Source organism: Faecalibacterium sp. An192, assembly GCF_002160175.1.
Classification (GTDB): Bacteria; Bacillota; Clostridia; order Oscillospirales; family Ruminococcaceae; genus Faecalibacterium.
The window spans coordinates 53,676-68,497 of record NZ_NFKB01000013.1 but is presented as its reverse complement, the minus strand read 5'-3'; the positions used below and the strand labels follow the sequence as shown (position 1 = coordinate 68,497).

General features: G+C 62.5%; 10 protein-coding genes. 2 read left to right on the top strand and 8 right to left on the bottom strand.

Going from position 1 to position 14,822, the window contains the following annotated elements:
- Positions 1-456 precede the first annotated feature (456 nt).
- The 7 genes from B5F27_RS06205 to B5F27_RS06175 form a co-directional block, all read right to left on the bottom strand.
- A complete protein-coding gene (locus B5F27_RS06205; protein WP_087365491.1) occupies positions 457-1,131 on the bottom strand; it encodes a sigma-70 family RNA polymerase sigma factor in 675 nt (224 codons plus the stop codon).
- 24 nt (positions 1,132-1,155) lie between these two features.
- A complete protein-coding gene (gene spoIIAB / locus B5F27_RS06200) occupies positions 1,156-1,599 on the bottom strand; it encodes an anti-sigma F factor (RefSeq protein ID WP_087249476.1) in 444 nt (147 codons plus the stop codon).
- The gene (locus B5F27_RS06195) at positions 1,596-1,937 is read right to left on the bottom strand and encodes an STAS domain-containing protein (RefSeq protein WP_087249478.1); all 342 of its coding nucleotides are present in this window, start codon (positions 1,935-1,937) and stop codon (positions 1,596-1,598) included. Before B5F27_RS06195 ends, spoIIAB begins: the two co-directional genes overlap by 4 nt.
- 95 nt (positions 1,938-2,032) lie before the next feature.
- A complete protein-coding gene (locus B5F27_RS06190; RefSeq protein WP_087365489.1) occupies positions 2,033-3,325 on the bottom strand; it encodes a folylpolyglutamate synthase in 1,293 nt (430 codons plus the stop codon).
- Positions 3,326-3,423: 98 nt separating this feature from the next.
- Positions 3,424-3,936, bottom strand: a complete 513-nt coding sequence (locus B5F27_RS06185; protein ID WP_087365487.1) for a VanZ family protein — start codon at positions 3,934-3,936, stop codon at positions 3,424-3,426.
- Positions 3,937-3,945: 9 nt separating this feature from the next.
- A complete protein-coding gene (locus tag B5F27_RS06180) occupies positions 3,946-6,648 on the bottom strand; it encodes a valine--tRNA ligase (protein ID WP_087365485.1) in 2,703 nt (900 codons plus the stop codon).
- Positions 6,649-7,041: 393 nt separating this feature from the next.
- Complete coding sequence (locus B5F27_RS06175; RefSeq protein ID WP_087365483.1) at positions 7,042-7,359, bottom strand: L-rhamnose mutarotase; 318 nt, start codon at positions 7,357-7,359, stop codon at positions 7,042-7,044.
- A 352-nt stretch (positions 7,360-7,711) separates the two neighbouring features.
- Between B5F27_RS06175 and B5F27_RS06170 the strand changes: the two genes are divergently transcribed.
- Complete coding sequence (locus B5F27_RS06170) at positions 7,712-11,413, top strand: suppressor of fused domain protein (protein WP_144066487.1); 3,702 nt, start codon at positions 7,712-7,714, stop codon at positions 11,411-11,413.
- 69 nt (positions 11,414-11,482) lie between these two features.
- Complete coding sequence (locus B5F27_RS06160) at positions 11,483-12,238, top strand: HAD family hydrolase (protein ID WP_087365482.1); 756 nt, start codon at positions 11,483-11,485, stop codon at positions 12,236-12,238.
- Positions 12,239-12,288: 50 nt separating this feature from the next.
- Here B5F27_RS06160 and B5F27_RS06155 read toward each other — a convergent pair whose 3' ends face one another.
- Complete coding sequence (locus tag B5F27_RS06155) at positions 12,289-14,805, bottom strand: excinuclease ABC subunit UvrA (RefSeq protein WP_087365480.1); 2,517 nt, start codon at positions 14,803-14,805, stop codon at positions 12,289-12,291.
- Positions 14,806-14,822: the final 17 nt, after the last annotated feature.

The window sequence follows — 14,822 nt, the reverse complement described above, 5'->3', positions numbered from 1 at the left end:
CGCCGCCAGCGTTCGTCCTGAGCCAGGATCAAACTCTTTATAAAATGATATTTAATCACTTTACAGTGTTTAAATCCAATCCTCAGCACGCAATCGCTTGCGTCCTGTAAGAATTACTTTTTGGAATTTTAAGTGTTTCCAACACTTTAAAGGTTCCGTTACAAGTATTCGATATTGTTCAATTTTCAAGGTCCTGTCCGCTCAGCCTCTCGGCTGGCGACCTGTTTATTTTACCACAGCGTCTCGAACTTGTCAAGCACTTTTTTCGAAGTGTTTTTCAGTTCTTTTTGCTTTGTGGGCCGCCCCGTCAGGGCGCTCACATATAGTACTACAGACCCGGATATTTGTCAAGGGTTTTCCCCTAATTTTTCCATTTTCTGCAGCCAGCGAGCTTTTCTGTTCGCTGTGAGGTAAATTTTACCACAAATTCTCCTAAATTGCAAGAACTTTTTTGCATTATCCCTCCAAAAGTTTCGTCCGCATCATTTGGAGGATCTTTCGCTCCCGCCGGGAGACCTGTACCTGGGTGATATGCAGCAGTTTTGCCGTATCGCTTTGGGTTCGGTTCCCATAAAAACGAAGCCGAATCAAAGCCTGGTCCGATGCAGGCAAACTTTCCAGTACTTCTTCCAGGCTGATTTTATCCGCCAGTTCTTCTTCGGGAGAGGCCACCGGAATATCCAGCTGCCGCTCATCGCCGTCGTCTCCTTCCGGGGTGAGGCTCATAGCCGGCATGGAAGCCCGAATAGCCAAAGCAATCGCTTCGGGAGCCTCCCCCAGTTCCTCCGCCAGCTGCCCTACCGTCATCTCTACACCATACAACTTCATATGGCGTTCCCGGGCTGCGCTGATCCTCAGTCCCAGTTCCTTAATGGAACGGCTGACCTTGACGGTACCGCCGTCCCGGAACAGTTTCTTGATTTCTCCCAGGATGACCGGCACTGCATAGGTGGAAAAGCACACACCCCGGGTTTCATCAAAGCCGTCACAGGCTTTCACCAGTCCCATACACCCTGCACTGTACAGATCATCGTACTCAATGCCGCGGCCGCGAAAACGGCCGGCACACGCATGCACCAGCCCCAGATTGTTCTCAATAAATGCACTCCGCCGGGTCTTGTCCGATACCATAAAACTGCCGCCTCTCTTTATAGATTATGTATCGGAGCTCTTGGCGGCCAGCCGTTTGGTCATCACCACCCGGGTTCCCCGGGCCGGATGGGAGGTCACCCGCACCCCATCCATAAAGCTCTGCATGACGGCAAACCCCAGGCCCGAGCGTTCCTCCGGGTCGCCGGTGGTGAACAGCGGCTCCATGGCCTGGGCCACGTCCGCAATCCCTATCCCCTTGTCCGCCACAGTAATTTTGATCCGGCGGTCTGGATAGACTGCCACCGTCAGAACAATCTGTCCCACACGGTCCGGATAGGCATGCACGATGCAGTTGGTCACCGCCTCTGAGACAGCGGTCTTGATGTCGGCCAGCTGGGGCACCGTCGGGTCATACCGGGCCAGAAAGGCCGCCACGGCGCCCCGCGCATAGGCCTCGTTGACGCTGAGAGAATCGAACTGGATGCGGGTACTGTTTTCCGCTTTCATACCTGATGTCCTCCTTCTTCACTGCTGAGGGTTTGTTCCGGGTCGCTGCAGGGAATCCGGGCCAGATCCAGCACCCGGCGCAGCTGCCGGGGCGCATGCTGGACCCGAATCCGCCCGCCCAGCGCCTGGGCCCGGCGCTGCCGGCCCAAAATCAGGCCCACGCCCGAGGAATCCATGAACCCCACCCCGCTGAAATCCATCACCAGGATATGGGGTGTATGGCAGACCATGGCGTCGTCAATCTCCAGCCGCAGAGACTGGGCCGCGTCGTGGTCGATCTCTCCGGCAAGATACGCATACAGGGTGTCCCCTGCCATGCTGAACCGCACATTTGCCATCGCGTCTCACACTCCTTACAACAAAAAATCCCGTACACTATGCATCTAGTGTACGGGATATGCCTTTGATATTTTAGGGAAGCGTGTCGAGGGGATCAGCGGCTTTCCAGCAGGCGCTCAGCCTCCAGGGCCAGCTCCTGGCTGCCGCAGATCACAACACCGCGGCCGCCGGTGGCGCGGGCAGCCTCCAGAGCCTCTTCCAGGCCGGCGCAGGCCTGGGCCTCAAAGTGGAACCGGGCCAGATTGGTCAGGGTATCCGCCAGAGCCGGCTCCGACCCCGCAGGAGCGGTAAGGTAAAGGCGGTCAATGGGCCCTTCCTCCCCCATGCCGGGCATCTTTTCCTTGTCCTTTTTCTGGTCGTCGGTCAGCAGACCGTTTTCCAGGGTGGCAAAAAAGTCCTCTGCCCCTTCCTGGCTCCGCAGGCCAATGACAGCGTTCAGATGCCGGATCTTGGCCATCTGGAGCACACGCAGCAGCGCGGCGGCCTGCTGGGGCGTCCGGCAGGCGTCCAGAATCACCAGCGGGTCCCGGGAAACAATCCGGATGCTGCTGCGGTTCTTGGCGGCGGCCATGGCGCCCAGGATGGCGTCATCCTGGATGTCGTGGCCTTTGCGCCAGAGGGCCAGGGCCAATTCCACCGCCACAGCGGCGTTGCAGGCGGCGTGATACCCCATAAAGGCGGGAGGCACGTCGTATCCGCCGTAATCCACCCGGGCGGTGGGCTTGTCGTCGTCGGGGAAGGTGATGTCCTCCTCATCGGGGACCACCAGTTCACAGTCCGCCTTGCCTGCGGCCACAATGATTTCGGTCAGGGCCGGCTTGGGCTGGCCGGGAGCGGTCACGCAGACCGTCCCCTTCCGCATGACGGCGGCTGCATCGTGGGCCAGACGCTCAATGGTGCGGCCGGTACCGTCGGGACCAATGTGGGTCACGGCGCAGGCAGGCACCTGGGGCAGAGCCGACGCCAGAGCGCCGTCTGCCGTCTCCACCACCGCAAAGGCACAGCCCGCCGCCCCAAAGCAGCTGCAGGCTGCCGCCAGTTCCGCCGCCGGGCGGGACAGCAGCGTCCCTTCCAGAATCCGGTCTGCCGCCGCGGTATAGGCCTCGGCTGCAGCGCCGTCCAGAGGCTGGCCGTCCACCAGGATGCGGGCGGACAGGGGCTCGGCCCCCGCAGTGTACAGACCGGTGCGGAAGCCTGCACCCGTCAGGATGCCTGCTGTGAGGGAGGCCACCGCCGTCTTGCCCGCCGTCCCGGCGACCGGGATATACTGGACCGCCGGGTCCGTCCCGGCAGGCAGCGCGGCGGCAAAGTCCTGGGGTGAGTCAAACCCGTCGGGCAGAGAGGCGAAGAATTCGTCCGCCTCCCGGATGGATTGGATGGTGCGCATCGTTCGATTCCTTTCTGTCGGGGAGTTCCCCCAAACGGCTGAAACGCCCAAATTTCCAATATCTTGCGTTTGGAGATTCAGGCGTTTCAGATCTTTGTTTAAAATTCAGTATCGTCCCTGCGGCGTCCAAACAGCAGATGCCACAGGCCCAGGAACAGCAGGCCGCAGATCATGCCCATCACCACGCCGGAAAAGTCAATCCAGACGTCGGTGACCAGGCTGCCCCGTCCATCATAGAACAGCTGGATGGTTTCATCGGTCAGGGCGGTCAGCACGCCGAACAGCGCCGGCCAGCTGAGATACGGCAGCAGACGTCTGCGGCGTCCTGCCAGCATCCGCGTCACCAGCAGCAGGAAAAATCCCTCCATCATATATTCGCAGAAGTGGGCCGCCTTGCGGACCATGTGGTCGGTCAGGCGGGCCGCCAGACCGGGATGGCCCAGCCGGCGCAGAACCTTCTGCAGAAAAGCCAGCACCATGCCGCTGGCGCTGGAGGAGACGCTGGCGGTTTTCATCGAGTTGGAAAAGATAAACCAAATCGTTCCCACCAGGGCCGCAAGCAATATCACCTTGATCCCTGTCCATACCCATCCGTAGCGTTTGCTGTTCATATACCTCCTTTAACCCAGCGCCTGGATGCTCTGCTCAATGTTGGCCAGCTTGTCCTGGCTGCGGGCATACTTGGCGCGGGTTTCCTCCACCAGTGCGGCGGGGGCTTTTTCGATGAATTTGGGGTTAGCCAGCTGGTTCTTGAACATGGCCATTTCCTTTTCGGCCTTGGCCTTCTCTTTGTTCAGGCGGGCCAGCTCCTTGTCGCGGTCAATCAGCTCCATCATGGGGATGAAGCCGCGGGCGGCGTGGGTGGACACCTGGACCATGCCGTCGGTGCTGCCGGTGTACTTGTCGGTGAAGGACACCTCGGTGGCAAAGGCAAACTTGGCCAGGTAGATTTCCGCCTTCTGGAAGGGGGTCGGGTCAGCCGTCTCGATGACCATGCGGGTCCGCTTGGCGGGATGGACGTTCATCTCGGTGCGCATGGTGCGGACCGCCTTGATATAGTCCATCACCTTTTCAAAGGCCTCTTCCTCCTCGGGCCAGCTGAACTCGGGGTTGGCCACAGGCCAGGCAGCGGTCATGATGGTCTCGGCGCTGCCAGGCAGAGCCTGATACAGCTCCTCGGTGATGAAGGGCATGAAGGGATGCAGCAGCTTAAGGGCCTCGCTCAGGACGTGGACCAGCACCCGGCGGGCCGTATCCGCCTGGACGGCGTCGCCCGAGTTCAGGCGGGGCTTGGCGATCTCGATAAACCAGTCGCAGTAGACATCCCAGATAAAGCTGTTGATCTTGGCGGCAGCCAGGCCCAGCTCGTAGTGGTCGATGTTGTCGGTCATGGCGCTGGCCACCTGACCCAGCTTGGTCAGAACCCAGCGGTCGCTCATATCCAGCAGGCTGGCGTCGGGCAGACCGGGGGTGAAGTCCTCCGGCAGGTTCATCAGGACAAAGCGGGTGGCGTTCCACAGCTTGTTGGCAAAGTTGCGGGCAGCCTCCACCTTCTTCTCGCTGTAGCGCATATCGTTGCCGGGGGTGGAGCCGTCCACCAGCATGAACCGCAGGGCGTCGGCGCCGTACTGGGCGATGACCTCCAGCGGGTCGATGCCGTTGCCCAGGCTCTTGGACATCTTGCGGCCCTGGCTGTCGCGGACGATGCCATGGATGCAGACGGTGTGGAAGGGTGCCTTGCCGGTATAGGCCAGGCCCGAGAAGATCATACGGCTGACCCAGAAGCCAATGATGTCATAGCCGGTGACCAGGGTGTCGGTGGGATAGAAATACTTCAGGTCCTCGGTTTCCTCCGGCCAGCCCAGGGTGCTGAAGGGCCACAGAGCCGAGGAGAACCAGGTGTCCAGGGTGTCGGGGTCCCGGGTCAGGTGGGTGCAGCCGCACTTGGGGCAGGCTGCGGGTGCTTCCTTGGCCACGATGGTCTCGCCGCACTCGTCGCAGTACCATGCGGGAATCTGATGGCCCCACCACAGCTGGCGGCTGATGCACCAGTCACGGGTGTTCTTCATCCAGTTCATATAGTTCTTGGTGAAGCGCTCGGGGACAAAGCGGATCTCGCCCTTCTCCACCGACTCGATGGCCGGCTTGGCCAGGGGCTCCATCCGGACAAACCACTGCTTGGAGACCATGGGCTCGATGGTGGTGTGGCAGCGGTAGCAGGTGCCCACCTCATGGCGCAGGGGCTCCACCTCTTTCAGGTATCCGCCGGCCTCCAGGTCGGCCAGGATAGCCTTGCGGGCCTCCATGGTGGTCATGCCGGCATACTTGCCGCAGTCCAGCACCCGGGGCTCGTTGACGGTGTTCTTGCCGGCGGCAAAGAGGGCGTCGGCGGCGGCCTTGTCGGCGGCGCCGGTCATATGGCCGTCGTAAGTGAACACCCGCACAATGGGCAGGCTGTGACGCAGACCCACCTCAAAGTCGTTGGGGTCGTGGGCGGGGGTGATCTTCACCACGCCGGTGCCCTTGGTCATGTCGGCGTGCTCGTCGCAGACAATGGGAATCTCCTTGTTCAGCAGGGGCAGCACCACATGGCAGCCGTGGAGATGGGCATAGCGGGGATCTTCGGGGTTGATGGCCACGGCGGTATCGCCCAGCATAGTCTCGGGACGGGTGGTGGCCAGCTCCAGCATCTCGCCGGTCTCCTTGACCGGGTACAGCAGGTGCCAGAAATGGCCGTCCTGCTCGGTGTACTCCACCTCGGCGTCCGAAATGGAGGTGTTGCAGTGGGGGCACCAGTTGACCATCCGGTTGCCGCGGTAGATCAGGCCCTCGTTGTACAGCCGGACAAAGACCTCACGCACGGCCTCCGAGCAGCCGTCGTCCATGGTGAAGCGTTCCCGCTGCCAGTCGCAGCTGCTGCCCAGCTTCTTCAGCTGGCTGACAATGCGGCTGCCGTAGCGGTTTTTCCAGTCCCAGGCCCGCTCCAGGAAGCCGTCGCGGCCCAGGTCCTCTTTGGTCAGGCCTTCCTTGGCCATGGCCTCCACCACCTTGGCCTCGGTGGCGATGGATGCGTGGTCGGTGCCGGGCACCCACAGGGCAGCATAGCCCTGCATCCGCTTGGTGCGGATCAGGATGTCCTGCATGGTGTTGTCCACGGCGTGACCCATGTGCAGCTGGCCGGTGACGTTGGGGGGCGGCATCACAATGGTATAGGGCTTCTTGTCGGGGTCGGCCTTGGTGTGGAAATAGCCGCCGTCCTGCCAGAACTGGTAGATTCGGTCCTCCACCTGGCTGGGATCATATTGCTTTGCGAGTTCCTTCATGGGCAAAATCCTCCTGTCTGTGTCGGTGGGGGACAAAAAAGCCGCCCCACGGAAATTCCATGGGACGGCTGAACATTTCGAGCCGCGGTACCACCCAAATTGCGCCCGGCCCTCGGGGCCGCACGCCTCTTGACGCCCCGGTAACGTGGGGCAGGCCGGGGGCGGCTGACAGGGCGCTTGCCTTTCACCGCTCCTGCTCCGGAGTGACAGCGCGCCGCCCTGCCCTGCCGGCTTTCACCTGGCCCGGCTCTCTGAAAGGGTGGATGCAGCGCGCACTCTCCCTCATCGCATTTAGTTGAGAATAAATATAGCGGTTTTTGGACGGTTTGTCAATACGCAAACCCGCTCCCTGTGCAGTTTCACAAACCTTTCCCAGAGCGGGACGGGGCCGTCTCAGTCCAGACGGAACACCTGCTCCAGCTTGGGCTGGGCACCGGTGACCGGGTCCATCTCCAGCTCCAGAATATCCTTCATGTACTCGTTCCACCGGTCCACCACCGGGCTCTCGGCCTGGACCTTTTCGGCGTAGGCCACGCCCTTTTCGCACTCATAATAGCCGAACAGCTCATCGTTCACATAGAAGATGCTGTAATTGCAGATGCCCGCCGCTTTCAGCACCTCCACCATCTCAGGCCAGATCTCCTGGTGACGGCGCTGGTATTCCTCTTTGCAGCCGGGCTTGATCCGGCCTTTCCATGCCATGTGTTCCATCTCGCATACCTCCGCTGTGCAGTGTTGGGGCGGCAGCCCGCCGCCGTTTTCCCCGTAAAGATACCACACTTTCCCCCGGATGTAAAACGTTCCGGGCCCAAAGGGCACAATAGATGGAAAAAGTTCAATTTCTTCTGCAAAAAGTACAACAAACTCGTTCCGGTTTCGGGTCATCTATGCTACAATGAGGGTATTCCCGGATTTAGTTTCAACCCACGAGGACTCCTATGCACAAACCTGAAACCGCTGCACTGATTTTCTGTACCCTTCAAGCCCCAGATCACCGCGCCCCCGCCGGGCCGCGGCGGACTTTCTGCGGGCTTTTTTCTATTGGACACCAAGGAGGCACCCCATGACTTTGCTGGAACAATGCCAGATCTGGCACACCCATGACCAACACCAGAAGATTTTCGATGCCCTCGAAGCCCTGCCCCCGGAGGAACGGACCGCCGCCACCGACATGGAGCTGGCCCGGGCCTGCAACAACCTGGCCGATCCCCAGACCCCCGAAGGCCAGGCCCTGCTCCGCCGGGCCATCCGGCTGATGGAGGCGCATGCCGATGCGCTGCAGGACACCTACAGCTGGAATTTCCGGCTGGGCTACGCCTACTATTATCTGGACGAGGAGGGCCCGGCCCTGCGGTATTTCACCCGCGCCCTGGAGCTCCACCCCGGCGACAGCCCCGACGTCAACACAGCTGCGGACATTCAGAGCTTCATGCAGGACTGCCGTAGCCGTCTGGCGCTGCCCCGCTTCCAGAAAACCTTCCGGGCGCGGACGGCAGCCGCCTGGGAAACCTTTGCCCAGGGTGAGGAGCAGCTGCGCCGTCTCCTGGACGCCGGGGACGAAGAAAGCAGCCGCCAGGCCGTGGCCCTGTGCGGGGAGCTTCTCTCCCCTGCTCTGGAAAACACCCCGTTCGCCCTGGGCCGCACCCAGGAAAAGCATTTGTTGATGCTCACCCCCGAGGGCAGCCGCCCCCGGCTGTTCGCCGTGGATTATTTCAAGCGCCACGCGCCCGCCGAAGTTTTGGACCGGTGGGAGATCCTGGCGGGCCGCCAGCCGGAACCCGGCTTTGTGATGGTCTCGGAGGGCTGGGAGATTGCCCCGGCGGAGGTTCAAGTCTGGGTGGAGCAGCTGGGCGAGGACAGCGACCCAAGCGTGGGCCTGACCCTCTACTGCGAAAAACTTCTGCCCCTGCTGCAGCAGGATGAAAACCACGCCTGGTGGATGCTCTCGGTCCTCACCGACCAGATTCTGGGCGAGGTGGCCAGCATCCGGCTGGTGGGCTCCTTCCAGGTGGTGGACGCCCCCATGGATGGGGCAGCCGTCTCTCTGGACCAGCTGCCCGCCGCTCTGCGGGAGATGGGCCTGGACCTCTCCGCCGACCCCAAGACCTGCATCGAAGGCTACAGCAGCTATCACTTTGACCCTGAACCGGACCCCGACGCCGACTGGCGGATGGATGTGATTGCCGGCTCCACCAACTGCCCGCCCCTCCTGATGGGCTATCTGGAAGAGGACGACCGCGCGATGGACGACTATCACCGTCAGGGCATCGCCGCCGGCTTTTTCTGCTGGCCTCTGGACAGCGCCCAGCCCGACGAGCGCACCCGGCAGTTTTTCGAGTTCCGGGACGCTCTGAAAGAAGCTCTGACCGAGCAGGCCGGCCCCGACGCCTTGACCCTGACCGGAGACGCAGCGGGCATCCACTGCGGGTATCTGGACTTTGTGGCCTGGGATCTGCCCGCCGTTCTGGACGCCGCCAAAGCTTTCTTTGCGTCCAGCAACCCCGCCTGGGCCAACTTCCACAGCTTCCGGCGGAACGTCTCCACCATCCGCCTGTTTACCCGGGATGACGGCTCCGCCCTGGACCCCGAGACCGGCTCTCTCCTGAGCCGCCAGGACATCCAGGCACTGGAAGCCTGCTGCGAGGCCACCACCGGCTATTTTTACAAGATGCTGGGCTACCTGCAGGATTTCATCCAGGACGGCATTGAGGCCGGACGGTTCACCCAGCGGCAGGCGGAGCAGGATTTGCAGATTGCCCTCTGGTACGCCTACGCCTGCAACAACATCGGCGAATACGAATACTATTACCGGGCTGCCCAGTGGATGCCCGCCTCTGAAGTCAACGCCGCCGGCTGCGGCACCTGGTACTACCGCTATTCCTGCGCCCTGACCTACTGCGGCCGCCTGGAGGAGGCCCGCCAGTACGCCGAGGCCGGCCTGCGGGAGGAGCCCGACTATCCCTGGACCTGGCTTCAGGCGGCCAAGCTGCGGGCCCACTTCGGTGACAAAGCCGGTGCGCTGGAAGCCGTCCGCCAGGGCCTGGAGCGGGTGCCCGGAGATTATGAATTCCTGACCCTGCGGGAGGAAATCCAGGCCGGGGCCAGCCTGGAACAGATGGAGTATCACTGGATCGACCCCGGCGCCGACGGCGTTCTGCAGGAAGGCACCGACGCGGAAGCCGACGAAAAGCTCCGCTCCATCTCCTGCATCACCACCAACCCCAAGGGTCTGGCCCAGTTCCACGCCATCTTCCGGCCTGATCCCGACGACTACGAAAAGGACGCGCCCTATTGCAGCTTCCATTACCCGGTCAAGGGCCACCCGGTGGAGCTGGTGTTTGCAATGAACGAGGCCGCCCTCTCCAAGCTGGACCCCGCATGGCTGCGGACCCAGAAACAGCGTCTGGACAGCGGCCGCTGGCTGACCCGGCAGGCTTCCCTGGACGAGACCGGCACCCTGCAGCGGGTTCTGTTCAGTCTGGGACGGCAGGTGAGCCTGATTTACAAGACCAACCGCAAGGACGCTCCCTATTTCCAGGTGTGGCTGGACAACGACGGCAACCTGACCGCCCGCCCCGACAGCGAAAAGGACAGCGAGCCGGACACCGCCCCCCTCTGCTACACCGAGGAACAGATGCGGGCGGTGGAGAACCACATCGCCGCCAGCTTCGGCGCCTTTGAAAACGTACTCCACGAGGCCGAGTCCCCCGACATTCACATCGACCTGTGCATGGTGCCCCCCACCGAGGACCGGCCCTACTGGACCCTGGTCACCATGGGGATGGGCGCCTACCGGATGAACATTCCCCGGGAGCTGGCCGCCTATCATCTGGAACGGGCCGAGCTGGCCATCTGCCTGCCCCCGGAGTGGAAACTGGACCCCGCCTCCCTCCGGGAGGAGCGGTGGTACTGGCCGGTGCGGCTGCTGAAATCCCTGGCCCGGCTGCCAATCTCGGAGGACACCTGGCTGGGCTGGGGCCACACCACCGACAATCAGGAGCCCTTCGCCCCCGGCACCGACCTGTGCGCCGCCATTCTGGTCGCCCCGCCCCAGCTGGAGGACGGTCAGGAACGGTGCACTCTGCCCGGCGGCGAAACGGTGAATTTCTACCAGGTGATTCCCCTCTACCGCAGTGAACTGAACTACAAGCTGGCCCACGACGCCGACACCCTGCTGAACCGGATGGACTGGGTCAGCTTTGTGGTGGACCCCGCCCGGCCCGACGCCACCACCGTCGATCCTCCCGCCTGGGATCATCCGGTCCTGGACGACGCCCAGATGCACCTGGAAAGCATTCACGAAAAGGCCCTTTTGGTGGATGAAACCGCCGTATTCAATCACATGGCCATCTACCTGCGCTGGTGCATCGAACACGGCTTGATGTCCACCGTTTTCGCCGAGGACTACGCCGCCGTCATCCACCGCCTCCGGGAGGACCCCGCCCACACCGACCTGCGCGGCTTCATCCGGGACAAGCTGGCCGGGCAGCTGCTGTTGAATTTCTTCAGCCCCGAGGGGGCGGCCTTCAGCGCGTTCTATTACGCCGGCGAGGACCCCAGCTATCCCGAGGACATCGACGCCCACGCCCTGGATTATTTCGGCCCCGAGCGCTATGTGTCGGAAGAATTCCAGAACGAGGCCTATCTCTTTGTCCCCTACGACGAGGCCTACTACCAGGCCATGGCCCAGGTGATCCAGAGCCGGTGGGATTGCTGGGCGCAGGAAATCGCACAGGATGCCGCCCTTTCCGGCTCCTCAAATTGATATTTTCCGGGCGGTGTGCTACCATTTTTTCGATGTGTGAATCTTGAGGTGCAGGAGGTTATTGATTGTATGCGCGCGCTTCCCTATGAAAATTACATTTTTGACCTGTACGGAACCCTGGTGGACATCCACACCGACGAGGACAAGCCCGAGGCCTGGGCGGCCCTGGCCCGGTTCTACAGCTATTACGGCGCGGTTTACACCCCCGATGAGCTGCGGGCCGCCTACAACCGTCTGACCCAAGAGCGGACCGCCAACTGCCGCGGCCTGCGCCGGGACAGCCACGAAGCCTTCCCCGAAATCGAGATCGAGGAGGTTTTTCTGGCGCTTTTCATCGAAAAGGGCGCCAACGTCAGCAAAGACCTGGCCGTTCATGCCGGCCAGTTCTTCCGCGCCATGACCACCGAGTACCTCCGTCTGTACGACGGAACCCTGGAGATGCTCCGGATGCTGCGGGAAAGGGGCGCCAAGCTCTACCTGCTGTCCAACGCCCAGGCCATCTTTACCGCCTACGAGATGCGGGCCCTGGGGCTGGACAAGGTCTTTGACGCGGTGTATCTCTCCTCGTCCTGCGGATGCAAAAAGCCCGATCTCCGTTTCTTTGAGCTGCCGCTGAAAGAGCACCATCTGGACCCTGTCCGCTCCATCATGACCGGCAACGACGCCGCCTGCGACATTGCAGGGGCCAAAGCCGCGGGGCTGGCCACCCTGTACGTTCGCCCCAATATTTCCCCCAAGGAGCCCCTGCCCGACGCCGATTTTGTGATGCCCGCCATGGACATGGCCCGGATGGGCGCACTGCTGTCGGGTGAAGCCCAGCCGTAACACTTTCAGACAAAAAAGCTGCCCGGTGACCTGCATCGGGCAGCTTTTTCTTATGCGTTTTCCAGACGGAGGCAGTCTTTCAGATACTGACCGGTGCGGCTGGCCGGGTTTTGGGCCACCTGTTCGGGTGTGCCGGCAGCCACAATCCGCCCGCCGGCCTTTCCGCCGCCGGGGCCCATATCCACCACGTAGTCGGCGTTCAAAATCATATCCAGGTCGTGTTCAATGACAACCACCGTGGCCCCCGCCTCAATCAGCCGCTGGAACACCCCCAGCAGCACCCGCACATCCAGGGGATGCAGGCCGATGGTGGGTTCATCAAAGACAAACACGGCGTCGCCCTGGGCTTTGCCCATCTCGGCGGCCAGCTTGAGCCGCTGGGCTTCGCCGCCCGACAGGGCCGGCGTCGCTTCTCCCAGGGTCAGGTAGCCCAGGCCCAGATCGTCCAGCACCTGCAGCTTGTCCGTCACCTTTTTGTGGCCCGCCAGTCGTTCCAGGGCCTGCTTCACCGTCATTCCCATCAATTCGGGCAAAGAGACGCCGGGGTCGTCCCCGGCCGCCTTCTTGGGACGGCAGCGGACCGCAGAGGCGGCTTTTCCGTAGCGGCGGCCGCCGCAGTCGGGACAGACGATTTCCACATCCGGCAAAAACTGGACGTCCATGGTGATCTGGCCGGTGCCGTCGCAGCCGGGGCACCGGAGGGAGCCGGTGTTGTAGGAGAAATCCCCAGCCTTGTACCCTCTGGCCTTTGCCTCGGGCGCGGCGGCAAACAGACGGCGCAGATCATCCAGCACCCCGCTGTAGGTGGCCACGGTGGACCGCACATTCACCCCGATGGGGGTGGCGTCGATGAGGTCAATCCGTTGGACACCGGGGGCCTCTACGGCTTCCACATGACCGGGCAGAGGCTGGCCGGCAATCTTTGCTTTCAGGGCGGGGATCAGGCTCTCCAGAATCAGGGTGGTCTTACCCGAGCCGGACACCCCCGTCACCGCAATCAGCCGCCCTTTGGGCAGGTCCAGGTCCAGCGCCTGGACGGTGTGAAGGGGACGGGTGGACAGCCGGATATGCCCCTGATCGAACATTTCTTCCGCAGATGCCCGCACCCGGGCCGTGGATTTCTCCTGCCCGTTCAGAAAACCGGCAATCAGGGACCCCGGCGTGCTTCCCACCTGCTCCACAGTTCCCTGGGCCAGCACCCGGCCGCCGTATTCCCCGGCGCCGGGGCCCATTTCAATGACCCAGTCGGCGGCTTTCAGGACCCGGACGTCGTGGTCCACCAGAACCACCGAGTTTCCGTGGTCGATCAGGTCCTTCACCACCCCCAGCAGCCCGTCCACATTGGAGGGGTGCAGGCCGATGGAGGGCTCATCCAGCACATACAGCACCCCGGTGGTGCGGTTGCGCACCGCACGGGCCAGCTGGACCCGCTGCCGCTCGCCGGTGGACAGGGTGGCGCCCGCCCGGTCCAGGGACAGATACCCCAGCCCCAGCTCCATCAGCCGCTGGGCGGTGTGGAGGAACTGGCGGCAGATGCTCCCCGCCATCTCCTGCATGGACTGGGGCATGGCCGCCGGCACTGCCTCCACCCAGGGGATCAGCTCGTCCAGAGTCATGGCGGTGACCTCGGCCAAATTTTTGCCGCAGAGCAGGCTGGACCGGGCCTGTTCGCTCAGCCGGGTCCCGCCGCAGTCGGGACAGTCGGACTGTTTCAGAAACCGCTCCACCCGCTTCATGCCCTTGTCATCCTTCACCTTGGCCAGGGCGTTTTCCACCGTATAGACCGCGTTGAAATAGGTGAAGTCCAACTCCCCCGCCGATGCGCCGTTCTTGGGCCGGTAGAAGATGTGTTTTTTCTCCGCCGGGCCGTGAAACACAATCTCCCGCTCCTGCGCAGTCAGCTGGGAGAAAGGCACGTCGGTGCGGACCCCCATCTCCCGGCAGACGTCGGTCATCAGGGACCACATGAGGGAATTCCAGGGAGCCACCGCCCCCTCATCGATGGTGAGGGATTCGTCCGGCACCAGGGTGGACTCATCCACCGTACGCACCACGCCGGTTCCCCCGCACCGCTTGCAGGCGCCCTCGCTGTTGAAGGAAAAACTCTCGGCGCTGGGACCGTCAAAGGACACCCCGCACACCGGGCAGACCAGCGGCCGGCCCGCCGCCACATTCAGAGAGGGCGGCACCCGATGGCCGTTTGGGCAGCAATGGCTTCCCAGGCGGGAGAACATCAGCCGCAGCGGGTTGAGCAGCTCGGTGGATGTGCCGAAGGTACTCCGGATGCCCGGCACCGCGGGCCGCTGATGGAGGGCCAGCGCCGCCGGGATGGATTCAATGGAATCGATGTTGGCCTCCGCCGCCTGGACCAGTCTCCGCCGGGTATAGGCCGACAGGGCTTCCAGATAGCGGCGGGATCCCTCCGCATACAAAATCCCCAGCGCCAGCGAGGATTTGCCCGAGCCGGACACCCCCGCAATCCCCACCAGCTTGCCCAGAGGAATGTCCAGGTCGATGTTTTTCAGGTTGTGGACCCGCGCGCCCCGTATCTCAATATGATCTGCCATCTTCCAGCCTCCCTTAT